Source organism: Pseudomonas sp. GM49 (assembly GCF_000282355.1).
Lineage (GTDB): Bacteria > Pseudomonadota > Gammaproteobacteria > Pseudomonadales > Pseudomonadaceae > Aquipseudomonas.
In genome coordinates, this window is the sequence record NZ_AKJL01000095.1 from 1 (window position 1) to 16,151 (window position 16,151).

Annotated in this window: 18 protein-coding genes and 1 pseudogene; 11 read left to right on the plus strand and 8 right to left on the minus strand. The window is 61.0% G+C overall.

Translation table 11 applies throughout. The features are described 5' to 3' along the window. The 3 genes from PMI29_RS20010 to PMI29_RS20000 form a co-directional block, all read right to left on the minus strand. Positions 1-517: phasin family protein (locus PMI29_RS20010; protein ID WP_007996275.1), on the minus strand; the 517-nt coding region annotated here is incomplete at its 3' end. A gap of 10 nt (positions 518-527) precedes the next feature. Beyond that, entirely contained in the window at positions 528-950 is a 423-nt protein-coding gene (locus PMI29_RS20005; protein WP_007996278.1) for a phasin family protein, read from the minus strand. 243 nt (positions 951-1,193) lie between these two features. Then, on the minus strand, positions 1,194-1,469 hold the full coding sequence (locus PMI29_RS20000) for a polyhydroxyalkanoic acid system family protein (protein WP_007996279.1): 276 nt from the start codon (positions 1,467-1,469) through the stop codon (positions 1,194-1,196). Between the two features lie 155 nt (positions 1,470-1,624). On the opposite strand from PMI29_RS20000, the gene ubiE reads away from it, so the two are divergent. From ubiE to PMI29_RS33060, 11 genes and pseudogenes are all read left to right on the plus strand, one after another. After that, positions 1,625-2,395: a bifunctional demethylmenaquinone methyltransferase/2-methoxy-6-polyprenyl-1,4-benzoquinol methylase UbiE gene (gene ubiE, locus PMI29_RS19995; protein WP_007989286.1), complete on the plus strand. Its 771-nt coding sequence runs from the start codon at positions 1,625-1,627 to the stop codon at positions 2,393-2,395. Beyond that, entirely contained in the window at positions 2,395-3,018 is a 624-nt protein-coding gene (locus PMI29_RS19990) for a ubiquinone biosynthesis accessory factor UbiJ (protein ID WP_007996282.1), read from the plus strand. The genes ubiE and PMI29_RS19990 overlap by 1 nt, the downstream gene beginning before the upstream one ends. Then, positions 3,015-4,619, plus strand: coding sequence for a ubiquinone biosynthesis regulatory protein kinase UbiB (gene ubiB, locus PMI29_RS19985; RefSeq protein ID WP_007996283.1), 1,605 nt, complete (start codon positions 3,015-3,017; stop codon positions 4,617-4,619). The genes PMI29_RS19990 and ubiB overlap by 4 nt, the downstream gene beginning before the upstream one ends. Positions 4,620-4,700: 81 nt before the next feature. Further along, positions 4,701-5,102, plus strand: coding sequence for a phosphoribosyl-AMP cyclohydrolase (gene hisI / locus PMI29_RS19980; protein WP_007989281.1), 402 nt, complete (start codon positions 4,701-4,703; stop codon positions 5,100-5,102). Then, entirely contained in the window at positions 5,095-5,427 is a 333-nt protein-coding gene (locus PMI29_RS19975; RefSeq protein WP_007952422.1) for a phosphoribosyl-ATP diphosphatase, read from the plus strand. The genes hisI and PMI29_RS19975 overlap by 8 nt, the downstream gene beginning before the upstream one ends. Before the next feature lie 25 nt (positions 5,428-5,452). Beyond that, a complete protein-coding gene (locus PMI29_RS19970; RefSeq protein ID WP_007996284.1) occupies positions 5,453-5,725 on the plus strand; it encodes a twin-arginine translocase TatA/TatE family subunit in 273 nt (90 codons plus the stop codon). Positions 5,726-5,735: 10 nt separating this feature from the next. After that, positions 5,736-6,176 (plus strand): Sec-independent protein translocase protein TatB, encoded by a 441-nt coding sequence (tatB, locus tag PMI29_RS19965; protein ID WP_007996285.1) that lies wholly within the window; start codon positions 5,736-5,738, stop codon positions 6,174-6,176. After that, positions 6,173-6,967, plus strand: a complete 795-nt coding sequence (gene tatC / locus PMI29_RS19960; protein WP_007996287.1) for a twin-arginine translocase subunit TatC — start codon at positions 6,173-6,175, stop codon at positions 6,965-6,967. Before tatB ends, tatC begins: the two co-directional genes overlap by 4 nt. Then, complete coding sequence (locus PMI29_RS19955) at positions 6,964-7,671, plus strand: 16S rRNA (uracil(1498)-N(3))-methyltransferase (protein WP_007996288.1); 708 nt, start codon at positions 6,964-6,966, stop codon at positions 7,669-7,671. Before tatC ends, PMI29_RS19955 begins: the two co-directional genes overlap by 4 nt. Positions 7,672-7,894: 223 nt before the next feature. Next, a pseudogene (locus PMI29_RS33055) lies at positions 7,895-8,956 on the plus strand (methyl-accepting chemotaxis protein); the annotation flags it as partial. Positions 8,957-9,097: 141 nt separating this feature from the next. Further along, positions 9,098-9,811 carry a methyl-accepting chemotaxis protein gene (locus tag PMI29_RS33060; protein ID WP_442096129.1) on the plus strand — a complete coding sequence of 238 codons (714 nt, stop codon included), beginning with the start codon at positions 9,098-9,100 and terminating at the stop codon, positions 9,809-9,811. 157 nt (positions 9,812-9,968) lie between these two features. On the opposite strand, the gene PMI29_RS19945 is transcribed toward PMI29_RS33060, so the two are convergent. From PMI29_RS19945 to PMI29_RS19925, 5 genes are all read right to left on the minus strand, one after another. Then, the gene (locus PMI29_RS19945) at positions 9,969-10,703 is read right to left on the minus strand and encodes an amino acid ABC transporter ATP-binding protein (protein WP_007996292.1); all 735 of its coding nucleotides are present in this window, start codon (positions 10,701-10,703) and stop codon (positions 9,969-9,971) included. Then, complete coding sequence (locus tag PMI29_RS19940; RefSeq protein WP_007996293.1) at positions 10,696-11,655, minus strand: amino acid ABC transporter permease; 960 nt, start codon at positions 11,653-11,655, stop codon at positions 10,696-10,698. Before PMI29_RS19940 ends, PMI29_RS19945 begins: the two co-directional genes overlap by 8 nt. 162 nt (positions 11,656-11,817) lie before the next feature. Further along, a complete protein-coding gene (locus tag PMI29_RS19935; RefSeq protein ID WP_007996295.1) occupies positions 11,818-12,615 on the minus strand; it encodes a transporter substrate-binding domain-containing protein in 798 nt (265 codons plus the stop codon). Between the two features lie 197 nt (positions 12,616-12,812). Then, on the minus strand, positions 12,813-15,383 hold the full coding sequence (gene mdoH / locus PMI29_RS19930; protein ID WP_033052211.1) for a glucans biosynthesis glucosyltransferase MdoH: 2,571 nt from the start codon (positions 15,381-15,383) through the stop codon (positions 12,813-12,815). Then, positions 15,376-16,151: glucan biosynthesis protein (locus PMI29_RS19925; RefSeq protein ID WP_007996299.1), on the minus strand; the 776-nt coding region annotated here is incomplete at its 5' end. The genes mdoH and PMI29_RS19925, both read right to left, overlap by 8 nt.

The window sequence follows — 16,151 nt, forward strand, 5'->3', positions numbered from 1 at the left end:
CAGCAGTTTTAGCCGCCGCTTTTGCCAGTGGCTTGGCAGCAGTTTTAGCGACCGGTTTAGCAGCAGGCTTGGCCACCGCGGTTTTCGCCGCAACAGGCGCAACCTTGGCACCGGTGAGTTTTTCGATTTGCTTGGTCAGGGTATCGACCTTGCTGTGCAGTGCTTTGACTTCGTTGCGGCTCGGCACGCCCAGACGCGAAATGGCGCTGTTCAGGCGCTTGTCGAAAGCCCCTTCCAGCTCGTCCCACTTGCCCAGTGCACGATCTTTCACGCCGCTGATGCGCGATTTGGCCGAAGAGGCGGAGTCCTTGGCGGCGTCGACAGTTTTGCCAACAGCGCTCTTGGTCAGCTTCTCGGCTTTCTCGCCGTCCTTTACCAATGCATCGAAGAGCTTGCTGCCGTCAGTGTCGATCTTCGAGTACACGCCTAAGCCAGCCAGCCAGATTTTGCGGGAGTAGTCTTCGACTTTCCCGATCCACGAGCTGCCTTCTTTTTCAGTATTCTTTTTGCCAGCCATCCCGTTCTCCTTAAGATTTACGCGCGACACGTTCGAGCAATGCCGTCAGCTCATCGAGCTTAGCAGAGAGTGTCTCAACGTCATGTTTAGACGGAATGCCGATACGATTCAAGGCACTTGCGACACGCGTGTCGAACGCCTTCTCGACCTTGTCGAGTTGAACTTCGACCTTGCCTTTGAAAGTGCTCACTTCACTCTTGGCTTCATCGATCTCGGCATTCGCCGCTTCAAGTTTCTCAGCGACTACTTTTTTGCCTTTCTTTTCAACAACCTGACCAGCCTTGATCAGCTCTTGAAAGTATTCGCTGCCCTCTTGTCCGACCTTGGTGTAGGCACCCAGGCCTGCCAGCCAGATCTTGCGGGCATAGGATTTGACGTCGCTCAGCGTGCCGCTCGATGCGTCGGTTTTTTTCTTCAAAATAGCTTTGGCCATGGTGCACCTCACGCGCAGAAGGTTTGAGGAACTGCCCGGATAAGTGTCGGGCTCAGGCACAAAGTAGGGAGAAAAATTAGAAACGGCACCCTAACAACTGACATAAACCGTTAGGTGCACCACAAAACAAATGTGGGAGCGAGCTTGCTCGCGATGGCGGTGCATCAGTCGACAATGATATTGACTGACACTCTGTCATCGCGAGCAAGCTCGCTCCCACAGGGATCTCATTTCAAGGGGAAATCAGACCAGGACTTTATCCAGTGCCTTTTCGATTTCCGCTTTGATCATGCCGCTCATGGCCGACATCATCAGGCCCAGCTCCACGTCAACCTTGATCGAATTCTCGCTGACATGCACCGCACCCTTCACACCCGAGCGTTTGAGGTTCAGGGTGTCGCCGGACCACTGCGGTTCCAGGCCATACTGATCGGCAAGTTTCTGCGCCAGCTTGTCGGCCTTCTCGCGAGCCGCTTCCTTACCCAGGCCATGGGCACGTTCAACACTAATACGGGCCATCAAATGACTCCTGCTTTATGGATGCTTTCCCGAGGCATCTTGACCTCTGCTGCGTCAAAACGTCCCGATGGTTGCCCATCTTACCTTCAGCCTTGCCAAGACAAAGCATGCCTTGGGGATTAGAATGTCGCGCATTCTCTTTTGGTGACAGCGATATGACTGATCAGCGCAAAGGCAGCGATGCCGAACCCACCACACACTTCGGCTTCAAAAACGTTCCGGAAAGCCAGAAAGCGGAAAAAGTCGCTGAGGTTTTCCACTCGGTAGCCGCCAAGTACGACCTGATGAACGACCTTCTGTCGGGCGGCATGCACCGTCTGTGGAAGCGTTTCGCGATCGAATTGTCGGGCGTGCGCACCGGTAACCGCGTGCTGGACATCGCCGGCGGTACCGGCGATCTGACCAGAAAATTCTCGCATCTGGTCGGCCCGACCGGTCAGGTCGTATTGGCCGACATCAACGAGTCGATGCTCAAGGTCGGTCGTGACCGCCTGCTGGACCTCGGTGTGGCCGGCAACGTCGAATTCGTCCAGGCCGATGCGGAAAAACTGCCGTTCCCGGACAACCATTTCGACTGCGTGACCATCGCCTTCGGCCTGCGCAACGTGACCCACAAGGAAGATGCCCTGCGCTCGATGCTGCGCGTGCTCAAGCCGGGTGGCCGTTTGCTGGTGCTGGAATTCTCCAAGCCGACCAACGCGCTGATGTCCAAGGCCTACGACGCCTACTCGTTCGCCTTCATGCCGCTGATGGGCAAGCTGATCACCAACGACTCGGAAAGCTATCGCTACCTGGCCGAATCGATCCGCATGCACCCGAACCAGGAAACCCTGAAGTCGATGATGGTCGAAGCCGGCTTCGACCGCGTGACCTATCACAACATGACCGCAGGCATCGTTGCCCTGCACCGCGGCATCAAGCCCTGATGCTGCTCGCCGGGCTGCTTGCCAGCGTTGAACTCGGCCTGAACCGGGTGCTGCGTCTCGACAGCACGGCGCTGCCGCGGCTGGCGCATTTGAGCGGCAGAGTGATTGCCGTCGATTGCCGTAACCCGGCGCTGCAACTGTTCATCCTGCCCAGCGACGAAGGCCTGATGCTCGCCTCCCAGTGGGAAACCGGTGCCGACTGCACCTTGCGTGCACCGGCCTCGAGCCTGTTGAAACTGGCGATGAGCAAGGACAAGACTGCCGTCCTGCACAGCCCGGAAGTCGAGCTCGACGGCGACAGCGGTGTGCTGCTGGAACTGGCGGCGATCCTTCAGGACCTCGAACTGGACTGGGAGTACGAACTCTCGCGCTGGCTGGGCCCCGTGGCCACGCAACTGGTCGGCGGTCACCTGCGCAGTCGCGCCCGCTGGTATCAGCAAGGCTTTGCCAGCCTGGGCCAGAACCTGGGCGAATACCTGGCCGAAGAATCGCGCACCCTTGTCGGTCAGCGCGAAGCCGAAGCCCGATTCAGTGAACTGGACCAGATCAAACTCGATCTTGAACGTCTCGAGGCGCGTTTCGAGCGCCTTTCCCGATCCCTCGACCCAAGCGATAACGCATGAAGCTGCTTGCCGTCCGCCGTTTGTTGCGCATCCAGCGCGTCGTGATCCGCTACCGCCTCGATGACCTGCTGTTCGCCCTGCCGCTGCCCTGGTTCCTGCGGGCGCTGCGTTACGCGTTGCCGTGGCGCTGGTTTCCGCGCAAGACCCTGGACCTGAGCCGTGGCGCGCGCTTGCGCCTGGCGCTGCAAGACCTGGGGCCGATTTTCATCAAATTCGGGCAGATCCTGTCCACCCGTCGCGACCTGCTGCCAGAAGACATCGCCGATGAGCTGATGCTGTTGCAGGACCGCGTGCCGCCGTTCGATTCGCAGGTGTCGGTCAAGCTGATCGAAGAACAGCTGGGCAAGAAAATCAGCGACGTGTTCAGCCGTTTCGATGTCGAGCCGCTGGCCTCGGCCTCGGTGGCGCAGGTGCATGCCGCGCAACTGAAAACCGGTGAAGAAGTGGTGGTCAAGGTGATCCGGCCGGGCCTCAAGCCGGTGATCGCCCAGGACCTGGCGTGGCTGTTCATCCTCGCCCGCGCCGCTGAAAAAGTCTCCGCCGATGCGCGCCTGCTGCACCCCGTGGACGTGGTCAGCGATTACGAAAAAACCATCTACGACGAACTCGACCTGCTGCGCGAGGCGGCCAACGCCAGCCAGTTGAAGCGCAACTTCGACGGTTCGCCGCTGCTCTATGTGCCGCAAGTCTACTGGGACTGGTGCCGACCGAAAGTGCTGGTAATGGAGCGCATCTACGGCATTCAGGTCACCGATCTGGCGACCCTGGCCGACCAGCGCACCGACATGAAAATGCTCGCCGAACGCGGCGTGGAAATCTTCTTCACCCAGGTGTTCCGCGACAGTTTCTTCCATGCCGACATGCACCCGGGCAACATTTTCGTCAGCACCGTGAACCCGTGGAGCCCGCAATACATTGCGATCGACTGCGGCATCGTCGGCAGCCTGACCCCGGAAGACCAGGACTATCTGGCACGCAACCTGTTCGCCTTCTTCAAGCGCGATTACCGGCGGGTGGCGCAGTTGCACATCGATTCGGGCTGGGTGCCGGCAGAAACCAAACTCAACGAATTCGAAGCGGCGATCCGTACCGTGTGCGAGCCCATCTTCGAAAAACCGTTGAAGGACATTTCCTTCGGTCAGGTGTTGATGCGCCTGTTCCAGACCGCGCGTCGCTTCAACATGGAAGTGCAGCCGCAGCTGGTCCTGCTGCAAAAAACCCTGTTGAACATCGAAGGCCTGGGCCGTCAGCTGTATCCGGACCTCGACTTGTGGAACACCGCGCAGCCGTTCCTCGAACGCTGGATGCGCGAGCGGGTCAGCCCCAAAGCCCTGCTCGGCAACGTGCACAGCCAGTTCGAGCAGATCCCGCACCTGGCCAACATGGCCCGCGACCTGCTCGAACGCATGTCCCAACCCCACGCCTACGACCCGCCGCCACCGTGGCATCGACGCCGGGACGACTGGTTCCTGCGCCTGCTCGGTACGGCCCATCTGGCCGGTGGCGCCATCCTTGCCGCTGGCGGGCCACTGAATCAGTTGGACTATTGGCCAGCTGGCATCATGATGGCCGTCGGTTTGTATCTGGTCGTTCGCCGATAGCCAGTTGTGTGAACGACTGGCACACTGTTTCAACGCCTGAGCTCGACTATTGAAGTGTGGAGCTCGCTGTCGGAGTCGAAGATGAAAAACTGGCTGGACGAGATCAAGTGGGACGCTGACGGCCTGGTGCCGGCCATCGCCCAGGATCACAAGACCGGGCGCGTCCTGATGATGGCCTGGATGAACCGCGAAGCACTGGAACTGACCGCTGCCGAGAACCGTGCGATTTACTGGTCGCGTTCCCGTGGCAAGCTGTGGCGCAAGGGCGAAGAGTCCGGCCATGTGCAAACCCTGCACGAGATGCGCCTGGACTGCGACGCCGACGTCATCATTCTGATGGTCGAGCAGATCGGTGACATTGCCTGCCATACCGGCCGCCAGAGCTGCTTCTACCGCGTCTACGAGAACGGCGACTGGACAACGGTCGACCCGGTCCTGAAAGATCCGCACGCCATCTATTCCGCAGGACACAAACATGAGTGACACTCTGACCCGTCTGGCCCAGGTACTGGAAGAGCGCAAAGGCGCCGCCGCCGACAGCTCGTATGTCGCCAGCCTGTACCACAAAGGCTTGAACAAGATTCTGGAAAAAGTCGGCGAAGAGTCGGTCGAGACCATCATTGCCGCCAAGGACGCCGCCGTCAGCGGCGACTGCAGCGATGTGATCTACGAAACCGCCGATTTGTGGTTCCACAGCATGGTCATGCTCGCCCAATTGGGGCAGCATCCACAGGCTGTACTCGATGAACTGGACCGTCGTTTCGGTCTCTCCGGACACGTAGAGAAAGCCTCGCGTCCGTCCGCCTGAATAACTATTAGAGAGGAGCAGCAGCATGGGCATTTTTGACTGGAAACACTGGATCGTCATCCTGGTTGTCGTGGTACTGGTATTCGGTACCAAGAAACTGAAAAACCTCGGCACTGACGTCGGCGAGTCGATCAAGGGTTTCAAGAAAGCCATGAACGACGACGAAAAACCGGCCGACCCGAACGCGACCCCGGCCCAACCGGTTCCGCCGGTACAGCCACAGACCTCTGTGAACCAGCCGCACACCATCGACGTGCAGGCACAGAAAGTCGAAGAGCCGATCCGCAAAGACGTGTGAGCGCAGACTAATGTTTGGTATCAGCTTCTCTGAACTGCTGCTCGTCGGCCTCGTTGCCCTGCTGGTGCTGGGTCCCGAGCGCTTGCCGGGCGCTGCGCGCACCGCTGGCCTGTGGGTCGGGCGCCTGAAGCGCAGCTTCAACGCGATCAAACAGGAAGTTGAACGTGAAATCGGTGCCGACGAAATTCGTCGGCAACTGCACAACGAGCACATCCTGTCGCTTGAGCAGGAGGCGCGGAAAATCTTCACGCCGACCCAGCAGGAGCCTACGCCGGTCGAGCATGTGGGAGAGCAGACGATTCAGGTTCCCGCCGCCAGCGTCGCAGCACCTGCTGTAGCGGCAGAACCTGCACCCGATGTTGCAGCCACACCGGTTGAACCAGTCACACCTGCGGCTGCGCCTGTTGCGCCAGCCCCTCATGCCCCAACACTGCCGCCGCGAGCCCCATGAGCGATCTCCCTGAAAACGACCAGCACATGCCGCTGGTTTCGCACCTCACCGAGTTGCGTACCCGCCTGCTGCGCTGTGTAGCGGCGATTTTCATCATCTTCGCCGGGCTGTTTGCCTTCACCCAGCAGATCTACACCTTCGTCTCGACGCCGCTGCGTGCGTACCTGCCCGCCGGCGCGACGATGATTGCCACCGACGTGTCGTCGCCGTTCCTGACGCCACTGAAGCTGACCATGATGGTCTCGCTGTTCCTGGCCATCCCGGTGATCCTGCATCAGATCTGGGGCTTCATTGCCCCCGGCCTGTACAAGCATGAAAAACGCATCGCCGTGCCACTGCTGGTGTCCAGCATCCTGTTGTTCTACGCCGGCATGGCCTTCGCCTATTTCCTGGTGTTCCCGCTGATCTTCAAGTTCTTCGCCGCCGCCACCCCGGCCGGCGTGGAAATGATGACCGACATCACCAGCTACCTCGATTTCGTCATGACGCTGTTCTTCGCCTTTGGCGTGGCGTTCGAAATTCCGGTGGCCGTGGTGCTGCTGGTATGGATCGGCGTGGTCGACGTCAAATACCTGAAGAAAATCCGCCCGTACGTGATCATCGGCTGTTTCGTGGTCGGCATGATCCTCACGCCACCGGACATTTTCTCGCAGACCCTGCTGGCTGTGCCGATGTGGCTGTTGTTTGAAATCGGCATCCTGTTCGGCAGCCTGATCAGCAAGCGTGGCGAGCATCCGGACGACCAACCGGCCGACGATCACAACGACCAGCCGCCAGCGACCCAAGCGTGAACCTGCTGCTCCTTGAAGAGGCCGACTTCATTGCGGCCGACCGGGCGATCCTGCGCGATCGCCGGTTGACCCACATGCAGGAAGTCCACCGCTGTGAAGTGGGTGACAGCATGCGCGTCGGGCGGATCGGCGGGCTGATGGGCTCGGCCGAAGTGCTGCGCCTGGACGCCGACGAAGCGGAATTGCGCGTCACCCTCGACCAGCCGCCACCGGCCAAGCTGCCATTGACCCTGGTATTGGCCCTGCCGCGGCCCAAAATGCTGCGCAGGGTGTTCCAGACCGTGGCGGCCATGGGTGTGCCGCGTATCGTGCTGGTCAACAGCTATCGCGTCGAGAAGAGCTTCTGGCAGACCCCGTTCCTGGAACCGGAAGCGATTCGCGAGCAGTTGATCCTCGGCCTCGAACAGGCCCGGGACAGCGTGCTGCCGGAAGTCGTCATCGAGAAGCGCTTCAAGCCGTTCGTCGAAGACCGCCTGCCTGCCATCACCGAAGGCACCCTCGGCCTGGTGGGGCATCCGGGCAATTACCCGCCCTGCCCTCGCGCACTCAGCGAACCGGTGACCCTGGCCATCGGCCCCGAGGGTGGCTGGATTCCCTACGAAATCGACCTGCTGGGCAAGTCCGGCCTGCAACCGGTGCAACTGGGCGAGCGCATTCTTCGCGTCGAAACCGCCGTGACCGCGCTGCTGGCACGACTGTTCTGATCCTGGACACAATCCCTTGTGGGAGCGAGCTTGCTCGCGATAGCGGCGTGTCAGTCAACAATGAAGTGGCTGATACACCATCATCGCGAGCAAGCTCGCTCCCACAGGTCCGACTTCTACCCGAGATAGCTATTCGCCCATACATCGGGCAGCGCCTACAGAACCTCGCGCCCCTGCCGATACACCCCCCATAAAACCAAATTGCGGTCCGGGGAGTTTCAGCATGTATCAATGGCTAGCCGAGAATCTGGGAAACGTCAGCGTCAAACGCAAGCTGGGGATCGGCTTCGGTCTGGTGCTGTTACTGACCCTGCTGATCACCTTCACCGGCTGGAGCGGCCTGAGCGGCGTCACCAGCCGTGGCGATAAACTGGGGTTCATCGCCAGCCTCAACGACCTGACCAAGGACCTGCGCATCGCCCGCCTGGATTACGAGATGCGCCGCGGCGAACAGGGTCCCGGCGCCGTCAACGATCTGTTGGGCAAACTCGAAAGCGGCCTGCAGACCGCCCGCGGCCTGATCGAGCAACCGGCTGATACGGCCATGGTCGATCAACAACTGGCCGCTGTCGCCGAATACCGTCGTGCCTTCAGCGACATGACCCAGGCCGGCGCCCAGCGTGAAGACGCCCGCAGCAAACTCGGCGCCACCGCCGACAACGCCGTGGCCCGCGTCGCCGAAGTAGAAAAAACCATGCTGCAAGGCGACAGCGTGGCGGCGTTCAACAGCGTGATCGACCTCGGCAAACTGATCCAGCAGGCGCGCTTCCAGGTTCGCGGCTACACCTACAGCGGCAAGACCGAAGCCGAACAGCCAGCCCTCGACGCGATCGACAACGCCCTGAAGAACCTCGAGAGCCTGCCGGCCAAACTGCCCGGAGAACACATCGCCAACCTGCAACAGGCGACTGATTCGCTGAAGGCCTACCGTGCTGCTGTCAGCCAGTTCCGCGACTCCCAGGTGGCCAGCGCCAAGGCCCTGGTACGCATGTCCGCCCAAGGCGACATCCTGCTGGACATGAGCCAGAAACTCACCGTCTCGCAAACCGTCGTGCGCGACACCGACGCCGCCCACGCCAAGAACATGCTGACCCTCGCCACCGTACTGGCCATCGCCTTCGGCCTGCTGGCCGCCTGGGCGATCACCCGGCAGATCATCATTCCATTGAACCAGACCCTGGCCGTCGCTGAACGCGTAGCCCGTGGCGACCTGACCCACAACCTGACGTCGCAGCGCCGTGACGAACTCGGCCAGTTGCAGCGTGCCATGCAGAGCATGACCCAGGGCTTGCGCGAGCTGATCGGCGGCATCAGCGATGGCGTCACGCAGATCGCCAGCGCCGCCGAAGAGCTGTCCGCCGTGACCGAACAGACCAGCGCCGGGGTCAACAGCCAGAAGGTCGAGACCGATCAGGTCGCGACTGCGATGAACGAAATGGCCGCCACCGTGCAGGAAGTCGCGCGCAACGCCGAAGAAGCCTCCGAAGCCGCCGTCGCCGCCGACCAGCAGGCCCGCGAGGGCGACAAAGTGGTGGGCGAAGCCATCGCCCAGATCGAACGCCTGGCCGCGGAAGTCGGCCACTCCACCGAGGCCATGGGCGAACTCAAGCGCGAAAGCGACAAGATCGGCAGCGTGCTCGACGTGATCAAGTCCGTGGCCCAGCAAACCAACCTGCTGGCGCTCAACGCCGCGATTGAAGCCGCCCGGGCCGGTGAAGCCGGACGTGGATTTGCCGTGGTCGCAGACGAAGTCCGCAGCCTGGCCCAGCGCACCCAGAAGTCCACCGAAGAGATCGAAGAGCTGATCGTCGGCCTGCAAAACGGCACGCAGCAGGTGGCGACCATCATGGACAACAGCCGCAACCTGACCGACAGCAGTGTCGAACTGACCCGCCGCGCCGGTGGTTCGCTGGAAAGCATCACCCGCACCGTCTCGGCGATTCAGGCGATGAACCAACAGATCGCCGCTGCCGCCGAACAGCAAAGCGCCGTGGCCGAAGAGATCAACCGCAGCGTGCTGAACGTGCGGGACGTGTCGGACCAGACCTCGGCCGCAAGTGAAGAGACCGCGGCCTCCAGCGTTGAGCTGGCGCGGTTGGGAACGCATTTGCAGATGCTGGTGGGCAAGTTCAAGGTTTGAGGTGATTCATCCGCCTCGGCTCGCTTGGAACCGAGGTGATGCTATCGCGAGCAAGCTCGCTCCCACAGGGTTCTGTGGTGTTCCGTAATAAGTACTAACACCAAGAATCACTGTGGGAGCGAGCTTGCTCGCGATGGCGACTTTTCAGACGCCGAGATTACAAAACCTGGCGCAAAAACGCCTGTGCCCGCGGATCCTTCGGTGCATCGAAGAACTCCGCTGGCGAAGCATCTTCCAGCAACTTGCCGTGATCGAAGAACAGCACCCGATCCGCCACTTCCCGGGCAAAGCCCATTTCGTGGGTGACGCAGACCATGGTCATGCCTTCCACGGCCAGGTTTTTCATCACATCCAGCACTTCGCCGACCATTTCCGGGTCGAGTGCCGAGGTCGGCTCGTCGAACAGCATGACCTTCGGCTCCATCGCCAGTGCCCGGGCGATGGCCACGCGTTGTTGCTGACCGCCGGACAGGCGTGACGGAAACTCGTTGGCCTTCTGCGCAATCCCGACCTTTTCCAGCAACGCCATGGCCTTGGCCTCACGTTCCTTTTTACCGCGCTTGCGCACGACTTTCTGCGCCAGGCAGAGGTTTTCCAGCACGGTCATGTGCGGGAACAGGTTGAAGTGCTGGAACACCATGCCGACTTCGCGGCGATAGGCGTTCACATCGGTTTTCGGGTCGGCCAGTTGCAGGCCGTCGATGCTCACTGAGCCGGAATCGAAGGTTTCCAGGCCATTGAGGCAGCGCAGAAAGGTCGACTTGCCGGAGCCGGACGGACCGATCACCACCAGCACTTCGCCCTTGGCGACCGTTGTGCTGACGTTATCCACCGCGCGCACCACCTGGCCGCGGGTGTCGAAGACTTTTACCAGATTGCGGACTTCAATCACTTTGCGCGAGCCTCCGCTCAAGCCGGCTGGCGATTTTCGACAGTGGCAGGTTGATCAACAGGTACAGGCCGGCGACGCAGAACAGGATTTCGAACGGCGAGAACGAGGTGGTGATGACTTCGCGGCCACTTTTGAGCAGTTCGGTAATCGCGATCACCGACACCAGCGAGGTATCTTTCACCAGGCTGATGAACTGCCCTGCCAGCGGCGGCAGTACACGCTTGAAGGCTTGCGGCAGCACCACATGACGCATCGACTGACCGGCACTCAAACCCAGCGACCGTGCAGCTTCGTTCTGGCCACGGGCGATGGATTGCACGCCGGAGCGGATGATTTCCGCCACATAGGCGCCAGTGAACAGCGACAGCGCCGCGATCCCGGCAAATTCCCGGGACAGGTTCATCACCGTGCCGATGAAGAAGTAGAAAATGAAGATCTGTACCAACAGCGGCGTACCGCGCACCAGTTCGACGTAGATCGTCGAGAGGTCGCGCAGGGTCGGGTTGTTCGACAGCCGGCACAGGCCGGTGGCCAGACCGATCAGTAGCCCTAGAACGCCGGACACCACAGACAACCACAATGTTGTCCAGAGCCCCCACATCAGCGGCCCTGCGGCCCAATGGCGGGTCACGCCAATCACATCGCCCTCGGCCACATCATCGCCTTGGGCGACTTGCAGGCTGTTGTCGTCGACGATCAGGTGCTGCTCGGTGCCGGCGTCGTTGCGCAGGGTGACTTCAGCCTTGTCGCCCTTGCGCACCAGTTCGCTGACGGTGGAGATGTCGGCGGCGCGCTGGGACTCTTCGGCGTGGTAGGCGAAGTACTGCGGAACGCGGTTCCAGCGCCATTCATAGGACATCAGCGAGGTGGCGTAGTACAACGCGCCGGCCAGGCCGATGAGCACCAGCACGGTCAGGACGTGCCAGGGCCATTGGGCTTTTTTCTGTTTCATTGGGTTTGTTGAATCCGAAAGTTGTATCGCCGGGGAGGCCGCTATCGCGAGCAAGCTCGCTCCCACAGGGGCTGTGCCGGACACAAAATTTGTGTTCACCCGGATTAACTGTGGGAGCGAGCTTGCTCGCGATTGCAGCGACGCGGTCTATTTGACCGAGTGTTACTCCATGTCCTTGAGCCACTCGCTGCTCTTGAACCACTTGTCATGGATGCGATCGTAGGTGCCGTCTTCGTGGATCTGGTGCAGGAAGTTGTTGATGAAGTTGATGCTGTCGTAATCACCCTTCTTCAAACCGAAGGCCAACGGCTCGTAGGTGAACGGCTTGTCGAGGAACACCAGTTTGCCGTTGCCGACCTTGTTCACCGCCACGACGTTGTACGGCGCGTCGTAGATGAAGGCGTCAGCCTTGCCGTTGACCACGTCGAGCACCGCTTCCTGCTCGTTGTCGTAACCGTGGTACTTGGCTTTGGAGATGAGCTTTTTGGCAACCATTTCGCCGGTGGTGCCGAGTTTGGAGGTGATGCGGTAGTCGGCCGTGTTCAGGTCTTTATAGGACTGGATGGTGCCTTCCAGCTCCTTGCGGATCAGCAGCGTCTGGCCGACCACGATGAACGGTTCGCTGAAGTTCAGACGCAGGTTGCGTTCCTGGGTCAGGGTCATGCCGCTGCCGATCATGTCGAACTTGTCGGTCAGCAGGGCCGGAATGATGCCGTCGTAGCCGGTGGACACCAGTTCCAGCTTGACGCCCATGGCCTTGGACATGGCTTTGAGGATGTCGACTTCGAAGCCAATGATCTCGCCGCGCTTGTTGGTCATTTCGAACGGCATGTAGGTCGGGTCCATGCCGACTTTCAACGTGCCGCGCTTGACCGCGTCATCGATGGCACCGGCCTGCGCCGAGTTCACTGCAACCAGTGCCGTGACGCCGACCAGCAGCATCGACAGATACTTCTTCATCTTCAAGTCCCCAAAACCATTGCGTTGTGAGGCGCGCAAAAATGGCGGCTCCCCCGGGAGGAAACGCACCAATACGGACAAAAATTATCCGGGCACACCAATTCGGGGACGGATCCTAAACTACTCGTCCGTTTGCACAAGGGTTTGGGAACGATCAGGCAAAAAAAAGCCCCGCTGGATAGCGGGGCGTTTCTTCATCAGGCCAACTGAGGCTGGACGCTCAGCGGCTTGAGCGGCAGCAGCGGTGCATGGGGGTCGGCCTTGACCGACTTGCGCCACGCGCCCAGCCACTCGGCATGACTTTCGTTCCAGACCTGCTCATGCAGGCGGGCCAGGGCCACCGGGTCACTGAGCAATTGCACTCGCTCGTTGTTGGTCAACCCTTCAGGACCGACTTTCATTGCATGGCGTACCCGCTCGACCCGCAGCCATTCAATCGGCTCGGCCTCACGGTGACGCGAGGTCGCCAGCGAGCACGCCAGGGCGTTCTGCTGTGGATCGACCACCGAACGGACGAAGCCGTCGTTCAGCGCGTGCCAGCGGTTTTCGTGGGTGTACTGGTCAGTGGCCAGCAACGCCTGCGGCGGATTGTATTCCTCAGGGATCAGGAACAGGCTCTCGTCACGGGACTTGAGGCCCAGGCCGACACGGCTGGAGATCACCGATACCGGGATCGACAGCATCAACGAACCGACGATCGGCACCAGCCACCACAGGAAGCTCGGGTTCAGCCAGATCACCAGCATGGCCCAGAAGAAGCCCAGCAGGGTTTGCGGACCGTGGCGCTTGACCGCTTCGCTCCACGGCGTGGAGTCGTCGTCACGCTGTGGCGAGTTCCAGGTCGCGGCCCAGCCGAGGAACGCGGCGAGGACGAAACGGGTGTGGAAAATCATCCGCACCGGCGCCAGCAGCATGGAGAACAGCATCTCCAGCAGCATCGACAGGGTCACCTTGAACTTGCCGCCGAACTCTTTCGCACCCTTGGCCCAGATCAGGATGATGCTCAACAGCTTCGGCAGGAACAGCAGCACGATGGTGGTCGAGAACAGTGCAATCGCCTTGTCCGGGTGCCATTGCGGCCACAGCGGATAGAGCTGGCGCGGTTCCAGGAAGTACTGCGGTTCCATCAGCGTGTTGACCGCCAGCAGCGCGGTCGACAGCACCAGGAAGAAGAACCACAACGGCGCCGACAGGTAAGACATCACGCCGGTCAGGAACACCGCGCGGTGCACCGGGTGCATGCCCTTGACCAGGAACAGGCGGAAGTTCATCAGGTTACCGTGGCACCAGCGACGGTCACGCTTGAGTTCATCCAGCAGGTTTGGTGGCAGTTCTTCATAGCTGCCCGGCAAGTCGTAGGCAATCCACACGCCCCAGCCGGCACGGCGCATCAGCGCGGCTTCAACGAAGTCGTGGGACAGGATCGCACCAGAGAACGCACCTTTACCAGGCAACGGCGCCAGGGCGCAGTGATCGATGAACGGCTTCATGCGGATGATCGCGTTGTGGCCCCAGTAGTGCGACTCGCCCAGTTGCCAGAAGTGCAGACCGGCGGTGAACAGCGGGCCATACACGCGAGTGGCGAACTGCTGCATGCGCGCATACAGGGTGTCCATGCCCGACGCACGTGGCGCGGTCTGGATGATCCCGGCGTCCGGCGTGGCTTCCATCAGGCGCACCAGACTGGTCAGGCACTCGCCGCTCATCACGGAGTCGGCATCGAGTACGACCATGTACTTGTAGTCACCGCCCCAACGACGGCAGAAGTCGTCGAGGTTGCCGCTTTTACGTTTTACGCGACGACGGCGGCGACGATAGAAGATCTTGCCGAAGCCACCGGCTTCGCGGCAGACGTCCAGCCAGGCCTGTTGCTCGGCAACACAGATATCGGCGTCGTTACTGTCGCTGAGGACGAAGAAGTCGAAGCGGTCCAGGTCACCCGTGGCCGCAACCGACTCGAAGGTCGCCCGCAGGCCGGCGAATACCCGAGGCACGTCTTCGTTGCAGATCGGCATCACCAGGGCGGTGCGCGCATCCTTTGGAATCGGCTCGTTGCCGGCACTTTTACCGGAGATACGGTACTTGTCGTGACCGGTGAGCAACTCGAGGAAGCCCATCAGCGCGGTCCAGAAACCGGCCGATACCCAGCAGAACAGAATCCCGAACAGGATCAGGATGCTCGTCTGCAACGCATACGGCAGCACCTGCGTGGCGGTTTGCAGCAGCGGTTGGTGCAGCACTTCGTTGAGGTCGACAAACGACCAGCCCTGGTACGGCATGATGCCTTTCATGTACCAGCCGGCGACGATGGTCTGGCCGAGCATCAGCAGCAACAGAATGTAGCGACGGATCGAACCGACCGTGCGCCAGCGCGCAGCAGGCAACACCCGTTCGTCCTTCGGCGGCTTCGGCGGGTTGGTGCGGCCGGTCATCCGACGCCAGCCGCGCACCAGAATGTTGGTGCGCCACGGCTCCGGCACGACCTTGGTCCGACGAATAGGCGGAGTCGCCTTGAGGCAGACCCGACCGTTGGCGTCGAGCGCCAGCATTTCCGCGTCCTGCAGCTCTTCGGCGGTGCTCAGGGTCAGGCGTTTGCCGACCGAAGCCTGGGCGGCGTCGGTCGGGGCATCGAACGTCGACGATGACAGGCGTTCATGCAATTCGCTGAAAGACTGGCAGCCCGCGAGTTCCGCGCGCTGCTCGTCGGTCATCGGCAGATGCGCCAGATACTCGGAAAGAGATTCTGGCCGTACTTGAAAGTTACTCATCGGCAGGCAACTGATAGCTCCAGGTCTCGGTCAGGACTTCTTCAGTCGGGGCCGATTCCGGTGTGGCTGGGGCCGCGTCGGCAGCGACAGGCTGCTTGGCGTCTTTATTGGCCTTGTCCTTGGCATCTGCAACAGGCTTGGCGTCAGCCTGCTTGGCCTCCGCTTGCTTGGCTTCCTTGTCCTCTTTCTCTTGTTGCTTGGCGGCAACCTTGTCGGCCTTGGCAACCGAGGAGTTCGACGACGGAATCGACGTCTTGGCCAGATCCGCAGGCACGATGTTCTGTACCAGCGCGGCACGCATCTCGGTGGCCTTGCCCGGATCCTTGATCTTCATCCGCAGGGTCAGGCGCCAGCCCTTGGTTTCAGGGTTGTAGCGCACGCTGTTTTCCACCAGCTCGGCGTTGTCGCCGACGCTGACCTGGCTGCGAACCTCCGCTTCGGCCGGCAATGCCGCCAGGGACGGGCCTTCGAAGTCCACCAGGTAGGCAACGCTGCCGTCCGGCTGACGAATCAGGTTGGACTGTTTGACGTCACCGGTGGAACGCAGGGTCTGTTTGACCCAGGCGCTGTCCGGCGCGTGAATCGCCGATTCGTCCATGGTCCAGTGCATACGATAAGCGACATCGAGCGGCTGGCCAGGTTCCGGCAATTTTTCCGGGTTCCAGAACGCCACTATATTGTCGTTGGTTTCGTCGGCGGTCGGAATTTCGACCAGATCGACGGTGCCCTTGCCCCAGTCACCCTTCGGCTCGATCCAGGCGCTTGGGC